The following is a 14,002-nucleotide window of genomic DNA, read 5'->3' on the forward strand; positions in this document are numbered from 1 at the left end:
AGTATAGCGCCACCGTTAGCCAACAGAATTAATTCTGTGTATCAAGCGTGGCCAGTTCTCTGTCGATGAAATAAAGACCTTCACCGCTTTTGCCTGCCAGCGTTAATTTATCAATAACCGATTTAAATAATTTCTCTTCTTCGTGCTGCTCGGCAACATACCATTGCAGGAAATTAAAGGTCGGATAATCCTGATGGGTCATTGCCGCATGCGCCAGTTCATTAATTTTCTGGGTGATCAGCTGTTCGTGTTCATAGGTAACGCGGAACAGTTCATCCAGTGACGCGTATTCAGCAAACGGTGATGGCACGGTATTAATGCACGGCAAGCTGCCGGTGTCGGTCAGGTAGTCAAACAGACGCTGCATATGCGTCATCTCTTCCTGTGCATGGCGACGCAGGAACGCGGCGGCGCCTTCAAAGCTGTGATAGCTGCACCACGCACTCATCTGTTGGTAGAGCAGAGATGAATATAATTCAAGATTCATTTGCTCATTCAGTTGGTCGATCATTTCTGTTTTCAGCATGGTTCTGCTCCACGAACGGTAATTATATATTGATGTGGCATCACTATAATTTGTTATTTATTTATTTGCAAAAGGTAAAATAATAATTTTAATTATTAAAAATGCGAATGGGAATAAAACGCATTAACGATATTAGATCGTAAAAATAAACCCGGCGTAATAAAAGACCAGCAGCAATATGCTGGTCTGCATATTAGTAATTAAAAGAGGGGGATTGTGGGACGGCGACGCCGTGGCACTGCCAGGCGAGCGTGATGGTGGTATTCATGCACAAGGAACCGGCATAAACGCTGCAGGTGGCAACCGGTTGGCCAAACGCCACCGCGCTGGCGTATCCCATCCGCTGACATTCCTTTGTCGCCGTACCCTGGGCAACATAATCGTCGGTACGAGCCGTCTGCAGCATGGCCTGGTTGTAAGTCAAGCGCACTACACCGGTGATAGGGCTGGCTTCGCTGACCTGTGCCTGTTTAGTGATAGTGCATCCCGTCAGCACGAGCGGCAATAGGGTTAGGATTAGGGTCTTCATGATATCGCTCTGAAAGTTCGGTGATAGGCTATCCTTGCATACACTGCGGCCTGACAATGGCCTGAATAACTTAACGATCACCTGCAAGTAATCACAACGGCGTCTTCGGCATGAGGCAAATCGGTTGTTTCAAAGGAAAAATGTGAGCACATCATTACTTTTTAAAACTAAATTTCATTAAATTTGAAAGTGAGTTTGCAAAATAGTAATGTGGCCTGAATGTTATGACTCATGGCGGAACCCCCGCGACGTATTCAGGAGAAGACACAATGAAAATTGCATTGATGATGGAAAACAGCCAGGCAAGCAAAAACGCGATCATTCATAACGAGCTTAAAGCCGTTGCTGATGAGAAAGGTTTCCCGGTGTTTAACGTTGGTATGAGCGATGAAAATGACCATCATCTGACCTATATTCATCTTGGTATTATGGCCAGCATTCTGCTCAATTCTAAAGCTGTCGATTTTGTCGTCACCGGTTGCGGTACGGGTCAGGGCGCCATGATGTCGCTGAATATCCATCCGGGCGTCGTGTGCGGCTATTGCCTCGACCCGGCAGATGCGTTCCTGTTCGCACAAATCAACAACGGTAATGCGCTCTCCCTGGCGTTTGCGAAAGGTTTCGGCTGGGGCGCAGAGCTGAACGTACGCTATATGTTCGAAAAAGCCTTCACGGGGCGTAACGGCGAGGGTTATCCGCCGGAGCGTAAAGAGCCACAGGTGCGTAACGCCGGTATTCTGAATCAGGTTAAAGCGGCGGTCGTCAAAGAAAACTATCTTGATACTCTGCGCGCTATCGATCCTGAATTGGTGAAAACGGCTGTATCCGGCCCGCGTTTCCAGCAGTGCTTCTTTGAAAACTGCCAGGACAAAGCGATTGAAGCGTTTGTCCGTGAAATCATTGGCTAAATGCTGTTTGCCCGGCGGCGCACGCTGTCCGGGCTTATCGGTTCTTGTTTGACACCGCACAGCCTGCGTCGCGAGTGAGCCGCAACGTATCCACCATGCCGATCAGGCAAATAATAGCAATTACCACAAAGGCCAGACGGAAGCTAATGCCGGGCACATGGCTCAGCGCCAGCCACTTGCTGACTTCATCACCCATTCTGATGCCAATTGCCGCCAGCGAAATCCCTAACCCTACCGCTAATTGCGTGGCCGTGCTGAACAGCGTATTGGCGTAGCTCATCTGCGAGGCGGGAACATCAGCGAAGGCCAGCGTGCTGACACCGGTAAACTGGATCGAGCGGAACACGCCGCCCAGATACAGCACCAGTAAAATCACCCACACTGGCGTTTGCGGGGTAATCAACGCGCAGGCCAGTAGCGCCAGTACGTTCAGCGCACCGTTAATCAACAGCAGCTTTTTAAAGCCCAGCCAGCGAATCAACGGCGTAGTCGCAGGTTTGATCGTCAGATTGCCGACAAACACCGCCAGCACTAATGAGCCGGCATGAAAGGCGTTCATGCCAAAGCCGACCTGAAACATCAACGGCAGCAAAAAGGGTACCGCGCTGATAGACGCACGAAACAGCGACCCGCCGTACATCGTGACGCGAAACGTCGGGACCTGCAGGGCATCGAGACGAATCATCGGCCAGGCAGCATGGCGAAAATGGCGCAAAGCGAACAGAAAGGTGACGACCCCAAGCGTAAGTAGGCCAGCAGTTAGCCAGCCTTGAGGCTGTTGTGCGCCCAATAACTCCATGGCATACACCAGACTAACCATGGCAACCGAGGTGGCAATAAAGCCGGGGATGTCGAAGGGGCGGCGTTCATCATCATGGATATCGGGGATGAAGCGTAACGCCAGGGCTATCGCCAGTAATCCCAACGGGACATTAATAAAGAAGATCCAGCGCCAGTTGGCATAGCTAGTGATAAACCCGCCGAGCGGGGGACCGATGATAGGGGCGACTAATGCCGGCCAGGTCAGGGTGGCAATGGCAGTGATTAACTGGTGCTTTGGCGTGGTGCGCAGCACCGCGAGGCGACCAACCGGCACCATCAGTGCACCGCCCACTCCCTGTAGGATACGCATCGCTACAAAGCTTTCGAGGCTGGTAGATAACCCGCACAGCACTGAGGCGAGGGTAAAGATGGTCAGCGCCAGACTAAATACCTTACGCGCGCCGAAGCGATCGGCAATCCAGCCGCTGGCAGGGATCAGAACCGCTAGGGTGATCAGATAAGCGCTGATGCCAATGTTGAGATCGACCGCCTCAACGCCAAAGCTTTTTGCCATATCGGGTAGGGCGGTGGCGATGACCGTGCCATCGATAAACTCCATAAAAAAAGCCCCGGCAACGAGCAAGGCCGCCGGGGAGAGGCCACGTTTATTCTCAACCGCTACATCGTTACTCATGTTGTGCTTGCCATCTCAAATGAAATTCACGGGATCTTTTTATTTTCAGTGCAGCTGTACTCTCCGCACTGCTATCGTTTCGCACGCTGAATGGGTACTATGACAACCTTTCTATAAGGAGCTCATTATGTCCCAAACACTGAATGCCGATCAGGAACTGCTCTCGGACGTTGTTGCCTGCCAGCTGGTTATTAAGCAAATTCTGGATGTTATTGATGTCATTGCCCCGGTCGAAGTGCGGGAAAAAATGTCCAGCCAGCTGAAAAGCATCGATTTTTCCAGTCATCCCGCAGGTGGCGATCCGGTTACGATGCGCGCTATTCAAAAAGCCGTTGCGTTGATCGAACTGAAGTTCACGCCGCAAAGTGAGTCTCACTAAAATAAACCGTTGTTTCAGGTTTTAGAAAGGTTTTTTTGCGCCTCTTGGATACAGAGGCGCAGACAGGGTAGTGCCGAGTATCAGTGATGCTGGTGGTTAACGACGTTTAGCAGATGCTTATCCGTTTGCGCCATACACAGTCCGGCGCGTTTGGCGCTACGAACCTCATCAAGAATCGTTTGCAACAGCACACCATCCTGCTGCTGCTCTTTTTCCAGATCGTGAAGAAAATCAACGGTTGGCGCATCGTTCAATGCTTCTGCTTCATTTGTTAAGCGTGACAGTGTGTTGGCTCGTTGTTGATATTCATCCAGCGTTTTTTGAAATAAGTCTTCAAGAGACGTCAACTCATCGCCTGGCACGTCGATGGCTTTGACAATGGGGTTGGCACCCGCGCTTTTCATAAAATTAAACACGCGCATCATTTGCGTGACGTTGCTCTGTGCCTGCGTACGCAGAAACGTTGCGGTGCCGGTCAGACTGTGCTCGTAGCACCATTCACTAAGGTGAAGGTAGAGGTTTGATGCATAAAACTCAAGATTCATTTGGGTGTTGAGTTTGTGAACAATTCCAACTGCAGCCATATCAATATCCTTATTTCCAGAAAGGAAAATGTACGTTACTCACGTCAGTACAACGGGCTGCCGTTGCACTTTACATCTACGTACACGTAATACTGTTAGCAGAATAAATCCGTTCTGCCGGTCCTTTATATGATCACTGAGGCAATTCTATGCCGATCGAAAATAAGCATAGCGCCTGCTCACGCATAAGAAAATCCTTAAATCTTCATATTTATGTTTTTTTACATATTGTTATAAGGATATTCTTGCTCTTAATATTTTGATGTATAGCGGGAGTGAATGTAACGAACTGATTTTAAAGTTGTTAAAGTTAAATAAAGATAATGAAATGGCGTTTCATATCACAAAATTAAATTTTCCGACAAGGTATCCTCGATGCGAGTTCTCAATATTTGACGTTTTTTTTGAGCCTGATCAATTTTACTGAATTGCATTAATCAAATGACATTAATAATTCGATATTTATGGTTTGGTTGATGTGGATAAATCGAGGAGTTAAGTATGAAAAAGGTCGCGGTGCTGCTGGCACCCGGTTTTGAAGAGGCTGAAGCCATTGTCACCATCGATATTCTTCGCCGTCTGCATATTGATGTTGAGACGCTGGCCTGCGCCGAGTCCCGTGCGGTAGTGAGCTATCACGATATTCCGATGGTCACTGACAGCACCCTGGCTGCCCGCCTGGAGACGATGTATGACGCCGTCGTGTTACCCGGTGGGCCGCAGGGCAGCGTGAATCTTGCCGCCAGCGATGCGGTTGTCCAGTTTATTGCACGTCATGATGCCGCCGGAAAACTGATTTGTCCGGTGTGCTCGGCCGCCGCCCGGGTTCTGGGAGGCAACGGCCTGCTGAAGGGCCGTCGCTACGTGTGCTCAGGGGATTTGTGGCAAAACGTCACGGAGGGTGAATACATCGACGCGCCGGTAGTCGAAGATGGCAATCTGATCAGCGGCAAAGGCTTAGGTCATATTTTTGATTTTGCTTTTGCCGTTTCTGCTCGTCTGCTGGAAGATGATGCCCCTGTTCGCGACCATGCCGAACATATTTATTACCCCTGGTAATCATTGCGTTCCCGAATGTGTGTATTCGGGAACAAGGATTCACTGACTGACGTTATGGATTAATCTGCTGCGCCTCATTTTCCCCACCAAAAAAACCGTGTTTTTTTATGTCATTTCCCACTGAATTTATGTACGCAATTACTGTAATTCTGTGGTGTGATGCCGCTCTCTTATGGAGAATCAATTTCCCGCTACAACTACTCTCAGCACTGGCATTGATCTTATCAATAAAAGGTAATGCCTTGTTTTACGTCCGAATTACAAAAAATCGTCTGATTTTACCCTACATAAAAGAACGTTAAAGCTGGAGTTAACCATGCACAAATTCACTAAAGCGCTGGCGGCCATCGGTTTGGCTGCCGTTATGTCACAATCCGCTATCGCTGAATCCATGAAGCTCGGTTTCCTGGTCAAGCAGCCGGAAGAACCCTGGTTCCAGACTGAATGGAAATTTGCGGATAAAGCCGGTAAAGACCTTGGTTTTGAAGTGATTAAGATTGCCGTCCCGGATGGTGAGAAAACCCTGAATGCCATCGACAGCCTTGCGGCAAGTGGCGCAAAAGGCTTTGTTATTTGTACGCCGGATCCCAAGCTCGGGCCTGCGATTATGGCAAAGGCGCGTGGCTATGACATGAAAGTGATCGCCGTCGATGACCAGTTTGCCAACGCCAAAGGTAAGCCGATGGACACCGTGCCGCTGGTGATGATGGCGGCCACTAAAATTGGTGAGCGTCAGGGCGAGGAATTGTACAAAGAAATGCAAAAACGCGGCTGGGATGTGAAATCTTCTGCCGTGATGGCGATAACCGCCAACGAACTTGATACCGCGCGTCGTCGTACGTCCGGTTCAATGGACGCGCTCAAAGCGGCCGGCTTCCCGGAAAAACAGATCTATCAGGTTCCGACCAAATCTAACGATATCCCCGGCGCATTCGACGCCGCGAACTCCATGCTGGTTCAGCATCCTGAAGTTAAACACTGGTTGATTGTCGGCATGAATGACAACACCGTGCTGGGTGGCGTGCGTGCGACCGAAGGGCAGGGCTTTAAAGCACCAAACGTGATTGGTATCGGCATCAACGGCGTCGATGCGATTAGCGAACTGTCTAAAGGTGAAGCGACCGGCTTCTACGGCTCACTGCTGCCAAGCCCGGACGTACACGGCTATAAATCCAGTGAAATGCTTTACAACTGGGTGACTAAAGGGGCAGAGCCGCCGGCATTTACTGAAGTGACAGATGTGGTGCTGATCACCCGCGATAACTTCAAAGAAGAGCTGGCGAAAAAAGGGTTAGGTGGCAAGTAATACGTCATGCCGGATAAGACAAAATGTCTCTTATCCGGCCAACACATTACGCCCTCAGTAGGCCGGATAAGGCAACGCCGCTATCCGGCAACAGATTAGATTCACGGAGACGTTATGCAACAGTCTACCCCGTATCTCTCATTTCGCGGCATTGGCAAAACCTTCCCTGGCGTTAAGGCGCTAACGGATATTAGCTTTGACTGCTATGCCGGTCAGGTGCATGCACTGATGGGTGAAAATGGCGCCGGGAAATCAACATTATTAAAAATTCTCAGCGGTAACTATGCGCCAACGACGGGTTCTTTGGTGATCCGCGGCGAGGAGGTTTCGTTTGCGGACACCACCACCGCGCTGAACGCCGGTGTCGCCATTATTTACCAGGAACTGCATCTGGTGCCGGAAATGACCGTCGCCGAGAATATTTACTTAGGCCAACTGCCCCACAAGGGTGGGATTGTGAACCGCTCGCTGCTGAACTACGAAGCCGGTTTACAGCTAAAACATTTGGGGATGGATATCGATCCGGCCACGCCGTTGAAATATCTCTCCATTGGGCAGTGGCAAATGGTGGAAATTGCCAAAGCGCTGGCGCGTAACGCCAAAATCATCGCATTTGACGAGCCGACCAGCTCGCTTTCCGCCAGAGAGATAGAGAATCTGTTCCGCGTTATTCGCGAACTGCGCAACGAAGGGCGCATCATTCTGTATGTCTCGCACCGTATGGAAGAGATCTTCGCCCTCAGCGATGCGATTACCGTGTTTAAAGATGGGCAGTACGTTAAGACATTTACCGATATGCAGCAGGTCGATCACGAGGCGCTGGTGCAGGCCATGGTGGGGCGTGACCTCGGCGATATCTACGGCTGGAAATCTCGACCGTATGGCACAGAACGCCTGCGCTTGCATGCGGTTAAAGCGCCAGGCGTGCGTACGCCGATCAGTTTATCGGTGCGCAGCGGTGAAATCGTTGGGCTGTTTGGTCTGGTCGGGGCCGGGCGTAGCGAACTGATGAAAGGACTGTTTGGCGGAACACGAATCACCGAAGGTCAGGTGTTTATTGATGAAAAGCCGATTGATATCCGCAAACCCAGCCACGCGATTGAGGCCGGCATGATGCTGTGCCCGGAAGACCGCAAAGCCGAAGGAATTATTCCGGTCCATTCGGTTCGTAACAACATCAATATTAGCGCCCGGCGTAAACATGTTCTGGGCGGATGCCTGATTAACAACGGTTGGGAAGAGACTAACGCTGACCACCATATCCGCTCACTCAATATTAAAACGCCGGGAGCAGAGCAGCTGATCATGAACCTCTCTGGTGGTAACCAGCAGAAGGCGATTCTCGGCCGCTGGTTATCGGAAGATATGAAGGTGATTTTGCTCGATGAACCGACGCGCGGCATCGATGTGGGCGCGAAGCATGAAATTTATAACGTTATTTATGCCCTGGCGGCGCGCGGTGTTGCCGTGCTGTTTGCCTCCAGTGACTTGCCGGAAGTTCTTGGCGTCGCCGACCGTATTGTGGTGATGAGAGAAGGTGAAATTGCCGGTGTGTTGCTCCACGAACAGGCGGATGAGCGTCAGGCGTTGAGCCTTGCTATGCCTAAAGTCAGCCAGGCTGTAGCCTGAATAAGGAGAGTATGATGTCTTCCGTTTCTACATCGGGTTCTGGCGCAACCAAATCAGCGCTTAATCTTGGCAGAATTTGGGATCAGTACGGGATGCTGGTGGTGTTCGCCGTGCTGTTTCTGGTGTGCGCCCTCTTTGTGCCGAACTTTGCCTCCTTTATTAATATGAAGGGGCTGGGCCTGGCGGTTTCTATGTCGGGAATGGTCGCATGTGGGATGCTGTTTTGCCTGGCCTCCGGCGACTTTGACCTCTCCGTTGCGTCTGTAATTGCCTGTGCCGGGGTTACCACCGCGGTGGTCATTAACATGACCGAAAGTCTGTGGATAGGCGTCGCCGCCGGGTTGCTGCTGGGGGTTCTTTGCGGCCTGGTGAACGGCTTCGTGATTGCCCGTTTAAAAATAAACGCGCTGATTACCACGCTAGCGACCATGCAGATTGTGCGCGGTCTGGCCTACATTATCTCTGACGGTAAAGCGGTTGGAATCGAAGATGAGCGCTTCTTCGCCCTCGGCTATGCGAACTGGCTGGGTCTGCCTGCGCCTATTTGGTTAACCGTTGGCTGCTTCATTATTTTTGGCTTACTGCTGAATAAAACCACCTTTGGGCGTAACACGCTGGCTATTGGCGGTAATGAAGAAGCGGCGCGTCTGGCAGGTGTTCCGGTTGTCCGTACGAAGATTATTATCTTCATTCTTTCCGGTTTGGTCTCGGCCGTTGCGGGGATTATTCTGGCGTCGCGTATGACCAGCGGCCAGCCAATGACGTCTATTGGCTATGAATTGATAGTGATTTCAGCGTGCGTGCTGGGGGGCGTTTCGCTGAAAGGTGGCATCGGAAAAATCTCATATGTGGTAGCCGGGGTGTTGATCCTCGGGACGGTTGAAAACGCAATGAACCTGCTGAACATTTCTCCGTTTGCCCAGTACGTTGTCCGTGGCCTAATCCTGCTGGCGGCGGTGATCTTCGACCGCTACAAGCAAAAAGCGAAGCGTACTATTTGATGATTTAACGGCCAACTTTTTAGTTTAGCTTCTCCCAATCGCCAGCCGCTATACCGGCTGGCGATTGTTTTTGCAAATGGCGAGCCCGGTCACACTGTCTATACTTATACCCGTCATACCTCAAGCTGCATAAAGATAAGGAGGAGCACCGGGTGACAGTATCGCGAACCGTACCCCCTGAACTATCCGCAAACTGTGCTTATTTTTTTGATCTCGACGGAACATTAGCTGAGATAAAACCGCATCCCGATCAGGTCACCGTCCCGCAGACGATCCTGCAATTACTACATCGCCTGGCGACGCACAATGCGGGAGCACTGGCATTGATTTCAGGGCGCTCAATGGCTGAGCTTGACGCACTCACTCATCCCATACGTTTTCCGCTTGCCGGCGTGCACGGGGCTGAGCGCCGCGACATCAAGGGTCACACCCACATTGTCCGTCTTCCTCAGGACGTCGAACACGACATTAGCGTGCTATTGCATGCTGCACTGGCGAACATGCCCGGTACGACGTTAGAAACAAAAGGCATGGCGTTTGCTTTGCATTATCGACAGGCCCCACAGCATGAGGCGGCGCTGCTGACGCTGGCTGAACGCATCACGCGCCGATGGCCCCAGCTCGCCCTGCAGCCCGGAAAATGTGTGGTTGAGATAAAACCAAAGGGGACGAACAAAGGGGAAGCGATTGCTGCATTTATGCAGGAAGCCCCTTTTGCCGGGCGCACCCCTGTTTTTGTTGGTGATGATTTAACCGATGAGGCGGGTTTCGCTGTGGTAAACCGCGCTGACGGCATTTCCGTGAAGGTGGGGAGCGGCGCGACCCAGGCGATGTGGCGTCTGGCGGGCGTAACAGATGTCTGGCGCTGGCTGGAGCAGATCAACTGTCCGCAGCAAGACCAAAAAGCAACGAATGACAGGAGAGATGGCCATGAGTCGTTTAGTCGTAGTCTCTAATCGAATTGCCTCACCGGATGATAAAGGCAGTGCTGGCGGCCTGGCGGTCGGTGTGCTGGGGGCATTGAAAACGGCGGGGGGGCTGTGGTTTGGCTGGAGCGGTGAGACGGGTAATGAAGACCAACCACTAAAAAAAGTCACCCGCGGCAATATCACCTGGGCATCGTTTAATCTGAGTGAGCAGGATTACGAAGAGTATTACTGCCAGTTTTCGAATGCCGTTTTATGGCCTGTTTTCCACTATCGGCTGGATCTGGTGCAATTTCAGCGCCCGGCTTGGGAAGGCTATCAGCGGGTCAATACATTATTGGCTGAGAAACTGCGGCCCTTACTGAATGATGACGACATCATCTGGGTTCATGATTATCATTTATTACCGTTTGCCAGCGAGCTGCGGAAACGCGGCGTGAACAATCGTATCGGTTTTTTCCTGCATATTCCGTTCCCGACGCCGGAGATATTCAACGCATTGCCCCCGCATGATGTACTGCTTGAGCAACTGTGCGATTTTGACTTACTGGGGTTCCAGACCGAAAACGACCGTCAGGCGTTTCTTGATGCGCTGAGTGCACAAACCCGAGTCACCTCGCGGGGCGACAATCATCATCAGGCATGGAAAAAGGCGTTCCGTACCCAGGTTTATCCTATCGGCATTGAACCCGATGAAATTGCCCGCCAGGCGGCGGGGCCATTGCCGCCGAAAATGGCGCAGCTCAAGGCCGAGCTAAAAAATGTGCAGAATATCTTTTCGGTTGAGCGACTGGACTACTCCAAAGGCTTGCCGGAGCGTTTTCAGGCCTACGAGGCCCTTTTGGAGCATTACCCTCAGCACCACGGTAAAATTCGCTATACCCAAATCGCCCCGACGTCGCGTGAAGAAGTGCAGGCCTATCAGGATATTCGCCACCAGTTGGAGACTGAAGCCGGGCGCATCAATGGCAAGTATGGGCAGCTGGGCTGGACGCCGCTTTATTATCTGAATCAGTATTTTGATCGTAAATTGCTGATGAAAATTTTCCGCTACTCGGATGTTGGGTTAGTGACGCCACTGCGCGATGGCATGAATCTGGTCGCTAAGGAGTTTGTGGCAGCGCAAGATCCCGCCAATCCTGGCGTGCTGGTGCTCTCACAATTTGCCGGGGCAGCACATGAACTGACCTCGGCGCTGATCGTTAATCCCTATGACAGAGATGATGTTGCGGGTGCATTAAACCGCGCGCTAACCATGCCGCTTGCTGAGCGTATTTCCCGCCACGCTGAGATGCTGGACATTATCGTTAAAAACGATATCGACAACTGGCAGGCTCACTTTATCCGCGATTTAAAAAAGATCACGCCACGTCATGCTGAAAGCCAACCGCATGACACCGTAGCTGACTTTCCTAAATTGGCCTGACGACGAGGATATGGCCATTAATCGCCTGCCAGCGGCACCAACAGTACATCGACCTGGCTGGCGCTGACCACGCTTTTCGCCGAGCAGGATGCTCGCGAAAAGAAGCTGTGATTATGGTTGCCATAAATGACGAGATCGACGGCGTGTTTGCGGCAGATATCCAGTATATGTTCGTTGAGTGCCCCATAGGTAATAAAGGTATGCTCAATGGGGTACTGCGCCTGCTGGGTGAGTTTATCGATAAAATTCAGCGTCTCTTCTTGCATTACCTCACGCAGGTCTTCCAGCATGGGGGCCGCAAACTGGTTATACAGTTCGGGATCGGAGACCAGGGTGACCAGGCTAATGCGCGCATTAACAGGGCGCGCAATAGAAACGGCTTTTGCTAACAACTGGTGACTTTCGGGGGTGGCGGCAACAGCGACAAGAATGTGCATGTAGCTCATAACTCGCTCCTTAAATACAAGAATTATGAGAGGACTTTTAGCGTTACTCTCGCTTCTTTCATACTGCAATTTTTCATACTGTAATAGTGTGAATGTCATCATGATTATTCATTAATTATTCTTATAAATAGAATAATCAGATCACAAAAGCTGAAAATCTGTTCAATCAATTTAAGTGAAATTCTCGGCTAATGAAAACAATATGTTAATAAAAAACAAACATAAATTAACATTTTGCATATCGTTACCTGACGGTATTAGTTAATGAGGTTAAATATTTAACTCATTGTTTATAAAGATATAAAGTGAGAAAGCAGTTTATTGTAAATCTGTGATCTCGCTCGTTATTTCGCGCGGTGATATTAACTGTCGTAAACAAAAGACTATTCGCTTTTATTGCAAGAATATTCGGGTGTATGGAATCGATAGAGTGAGTTGTTGGCTATAAAATAACCAAAATAAAAGCTGTGCTGATGGATTTATGTTAAACGTTTAGCTGGTTTATGTGATCTGCGTCACATATTCTTTAAATTCGCAGCAGGGTTCCGTTGTATGTGTAACTGGCGGCGGGTAGAGTTGCGTCGAATTAGGAAAAATCTTAGGCATTTGTAAGAATTGATGTGAGCTTGTAAGGAACGCGGCCTTCTTAAAAAGGGATGTTTACACAACGCGTAAGCCGTAACGCTGCTATGTATTTGACCTTTTGCTTTTTTTTTACCGGGCCTTCCCGGCGACATCACGGGGTGCGGTTACGCCGCATAAAAATAATGTTGGTTATTATGGATGCAAATAATGCATACATCCGAGTTGCTCAAACACATTTATGACATAAATTTGTCATATTTATTGCTTGCACAGCGTCTAATCGTTCAGGACAAGGCTTCCGCGATGTTTCGCCTTGGTATCAGCGAAGAGATGGCGGACACATTGGGAACCTTAACCCTTCCTCAAATGGTCAAATTGGCGGAAACAAACCAACTGGTCTGCCATTTCCGTTTCGACGATCATCAAACAGTTACTCGCCTGACGCAAGACTCTCGTGTCGACGATCTTCAGCAAATTCACACAGGTATCATGCTTTCAACGCGTCTGTTAAGCGACATCAATGATGCGGCGCGTAAGAAAAGGGCGTGATGATGAGCGAAAAAAGCATCGTTCAGGAAGCACGTGATATCCAGTTAGCCATGGAATTAATCACACTGGGCGCCCGTTTGCAAATGCTGGAAAGCGAAACGCAACTCAGCCGTGGCCGCCTTATCAAGCTGTATAAAGAATTACGCGGTAGCCCTCCGCCGAAAGGGATGCTTCCTTTTTCTACCGATTGGTTTATGACGTGGGAGCAAAATATCCATGCTTCTATGTTCTGCAACGCATGGCAATTTTTGCTCAAAACGGGCCTGTGTAGCGGTGTCGATGCCGTCATTAAAGCGTATCGCCTGTATCTTGAGCAGTGCCCACAGCCAGCTGAAGGGCCGTTGTTGGCGTTAACCCGCGCATGGACACTGGTCCGTTTTGTTGACAGCGGGTTGCTGGAACTGTCTACCTGCAACTGCTGCGGCGGTAATTTTATTACTCACGCGCACCAACCCGTGGGCAGCTTTGCCTGCAGTTTATGCCAGCCGCCATCACGTGCCGTAAAAAGACGTAAACTTTCCCAGAATGCTGCCGATATTATTCCACAACTGCTGGATGAACAGATCGAACAAGCTGTTTAACTGATACGGTGTGGATAGACACTCCAGCAGCGGTAAGCCATTACCGCTGCTTTTTTTTGTCCCGACCTTTTAGTTAACTGCCCGACTGCGCATCCTGTCATAGTCAATTGCG

General features: G+C 50.2%; 15 protein-coding genes. 10 read left to right on the top strand and 5 right to left on the bottom strand.

Features of this window, described 5'->3' with window-relative positions; translation table 11 throughout:
• Positions 1–28 precede the first annotated feature (28 nt).
• Together ftnA and FCH32_RS12645 are read right to left on the bottom strand one after the other, a co-directional pair.
• The gene (ftnA, locus tag FCH32_RS12640; protein ID WP_096757477.1) at positions 29–526 is read right to left on the bottom strand and encodes a non-heme ferritin; all 498 of its coding nucleotides are present in this window, start codon (positions 524–526) and stop codon (positions 29–31) included.
• Between the two features lie 193 nt (positions 527–719).
• Positions 720–1,055: a YecR-like family lipoprotein gene (locus FCH32_RS12645; protein WP_117341916.1), complete on the bottom strand. Its 336-nt coding sequence runs from the start codon at positions 1,053–1,055 to the stop codon at positions 720–722.
• 269 nt (positions 1,056–1,324) lie between these two features.
• On the opposite strand from FCH32_RS12645, the gene FCH32_RS12650 reads away from it, so the two are divergent.
• Positions 1,325–1,963 carry an RpiB/LacA/LacB family sugar-phosphate isomerase gene (locus tag FCH32_RS12650; protein WP_115258802.1) on the top strand — a complete coding sequence of 213 codons (639 nt, stop codon included), beginning with the start codon at positions 1,325–1,327 and terminating at the stop codon, positions 1,961–1,963.
• 34 nt (positions 1,964–1,997) lie between these two features.
• Here the strand turns inward: FCH32_RS12650 and FCH32_RS12655 are convergent, their stop codons facing one another.
• Positions 1,998–3,419: an MFS transporter gene (locus FCH32_RS12655; protein WP_137399681.1), complete on the bottom strand. Its 1,422-nt coding sequence runs from the start codon at positions 3,417–3,419 to the stop codon at positions 1,998–2,000.
• Between the two features lie 127 nt (positions 3,420–3,546).
• On the opposite strand from FCH32_RS12655, the gene FCH32_RS12660 reads away from it, so the two are divergent.
• The gene (locus FCH32_RS12660) at positions 3,547–3,798 is read left to right on the top strand and encodes a DUF2766 family protein (protein WP_096757473.1); all 252 of its coding nucleotides are present in this window, start codon (positions 3,547–3,549) and stop codon (positions 3,796–3,798) included.
• Positions 3,799–3,878: 80 nt separating this feature from the next.
• On the opposite strand, the gene FCH32_RS12665 is transcribed toward FCH32_RS12660, so the two are convergent.
• Positions 3,879–4,382, bottom strand: a complete 504-nt coding sequence (locus FCH32_RS12665) for a non-heme ferritin-like protein (protein ID WP_115258800.1) — start codon at positions 4,380–4,382, stop codon at positions 3,879–3,881.
• A gap of 501 nt (positions 4,383–4,883) precedes the next feature.
• Here FCH32_RS12665 and FCH32_RS12670 point away from each other — a divergent pair.
• From FCH32_RS12670 to otsA, 6 genes are all read left to right on the top strand, one after another.
• Positions 4,884–5,441: a DJ-1/PfpI family protein gene (locus tag FCH32_RS12670; protein ID WP_115258799.1), complete on the top strand. Its 558-nt coding sequence runs from the start codon at positions 4,884–4,886 to the stop codon at positions 5,439–5,441.
• A 316-nt stretch (positions 5,442–5,757) separates the two neighbouring features.
• Positions 5,758–6,747 (top strand): arabinose ABC transporter substrate-binding protein, encoded by a 990-nt coding sequence (locus FCH32_RS12675; protein WP_115258798.1) that lies wholly within the window; start codon positions 5,758–5,760, stop codon positions 6,745–6,747.
• Between the two features lie 114 nt (positions 6,748–6,861).
• Entirely contained in the window at positions 6,862–8,376 is a 1,515-nt protein-coding gene (gene araG / locus FCH32_RS12680) for an L-arabinose ABC transporter ATP-binding protein AraG (RefSeq protein ID WP_174361000.1), read from the top strand.
• A 14-nt stretch (positions 8,377–8,390) separates the two neighbouring features.
• A complete protein-coding gene (araH, locus tag FCH32_RS12685) occupies positions 8,391–9,377 on the top strand; it encodes an L-arabinose ABC transporter permease AraH (RefSeq protein WP_096757468.1) in 987 nt (328 codons plus the stop codon).
• Positions 9,378–9,529: 152 nt separating this feature from the next.
• On the top strand, positions 9,530–10,333 hold the full coding sequence (gene otsB / locus FCH32_RS12690) for a trehalose-phosphatase (RefSeq protein ID WP_137399683.1): 804 nt from the start codon (positions 9,530–9,532) through the stop codon (positions 10,331–10,333).
• Positions 10,308–11,729: an alpha,alpha-trehalose-phosphate synthase gene (gene otsA, locus FCH32_RS12695; protein ID WP_174361001.1), complete on the top strand. Its 1,422-nt coding sequence runs from the start codon at positions 10,308–10,310 to the stop codon at positions 11,727–11,729. Before otsB ends, otsA begins: the two co-directional genes overlap by 26 nt.
• A 17-nt stretch (positions 11,730–11,746) precedes the next feature.
• Here otsA and uspC read toward each other — a convergent pair whose 3' ends face one another.
• Complete coding sequence (gene uspC / locus FCH32_RS12700) at positions 11,747–12,175, bottom strand: universal stress protein UspC (RefSeq protein ID WP_096757465.1); 429 nt, start codon at positions 12,173–12,175, stop codon at positions 11,747–11,749.
• Between the two features lie 792 nt (positions 12,176–12,967).
• Here uspC and flhD point away from each other — a divergent pair.
• Entirely contained in the window at positions 12,968–13,309 is a 342-nt protein-coding gene (gene flhD / locus FCH32_RS12705; RefSeq protein WP_137399382.1) for a flagellar transcriptional regulator FlhD, read from the top strand.
• Positions 13,310–13,311: 2 nt separating this feature from the next.
• Positions 13,312–13,890, top strand: a complete 579-nt coding sequence (gene flhC / locus FCH32_RS12710) for a flagellar transcriptional regulator FlhC (protein WP_161959006.1) — start codon at positions 13,312–13,314, stop codon at positions 13,888–13,890.
• Positions 13,891–14,002 lie beyond the last annotated feature (112 nt).

Source organism: Citrobacter gillenii (assembly GCF_013337685.1).
In the GTDB taxonomy this organism is placed as follows: Bacteria; Pseudomonadota; Gammaproteobacteria; order Enterobacterales; family Enterobacteriaceae; genus Citrobacter; species Citrobacter gillenii.

Coding starts and splice junctions, on each gene's coding strand:
- otsA (WP_174361001.1), top strand. CDS start 10,308: ATGAGTCGTTTAGTCGTAGTCTCTAATCGAATTGCCTCACCGGATGAT.
- FCH32_RS12670 (WP_115258799.1), top strand. CDS start 4,884: ATGAAAAAGGTCGCGGTGCTGCTGGCACCCGGTTTTGAAGAGGCTGAA.
- flhC (WP_161959006.1), top strand. CDS start 13,312: ATGAGCGAAAAAAGCATCGTTCAGGAAGCACGTGATATCCAGTTAGCC.
- uspC (WP_096757465.1), bottom strand. CDS start 12,175: ATGAGCTACATGCACATTCTTGTCGCTGTTGCCGCCACCCCCGAAAGT.
- FCH32_RS12655 (WP_137399681.1), bottom strand. CDS start 3,419: ATGAGTAACGATGTAGCGGTTGAGAATAAACGTGGCCTCTCCCCGGCG.
- FCH32_RS12645 (WP_117341916.1), bottom strand. CDS start 1,055: ATGAAGACCCTAATCCTAACCCTATTGCCGCTCGTGCTGACGGGATGC.
- flhD (WP_137399382.1), top strand. CDS start 12,968: ATGCATACATCCGAGTTGCTCAAACACATTTATGACATAAATTTGTCA.
- araH (WP_096757468.1), top strand. CDS start 8,391: ATGTCTTCCGTTTCTACATCGGGTTCTGGCGCAACCAAATCAGCGCTT.
- araG (WP_174361000.1), top strand. CDS start 6,862: ATGCAACAGTCTACCCCGTATCTCTCATTTCGCGGCATTGGCAAAACC.
- FCH32_RS12675 (WP_115258798.1), top strand. CDS start 5,758: ATGCACAAATTCACTAAAGCGCTGGCGGCCATCGGTTTGGCTGCCGTT.
- FCH32_RS12665 (WP_115258800.1), bottom strand. CDS start 4,382: ATGGCTGCAGTTGGAATTGTTCACAAACTCAACACCCAAATGAATCTT.
- ftnA (WP_096757477.1), bottom strand. CDS start 526: ATGCTGAAAACAGAAATGATCGACCAACTGAATGAGCAAATGAATCTT.
- FCH32_RS12650 (WP_115258802.1), top strand. CDS start 1,325: ATGAAAATTGCATTGATGATGGAAAACAGCCAGGCAAGCAAAAACGCG.
- FCH32_RS12660 (WP_096757473.1), top strand. CDS start 3,547: ATGTCCCAAACACTGAATGCCGATCAGGAACTGCTCTCGGACGTTGTT.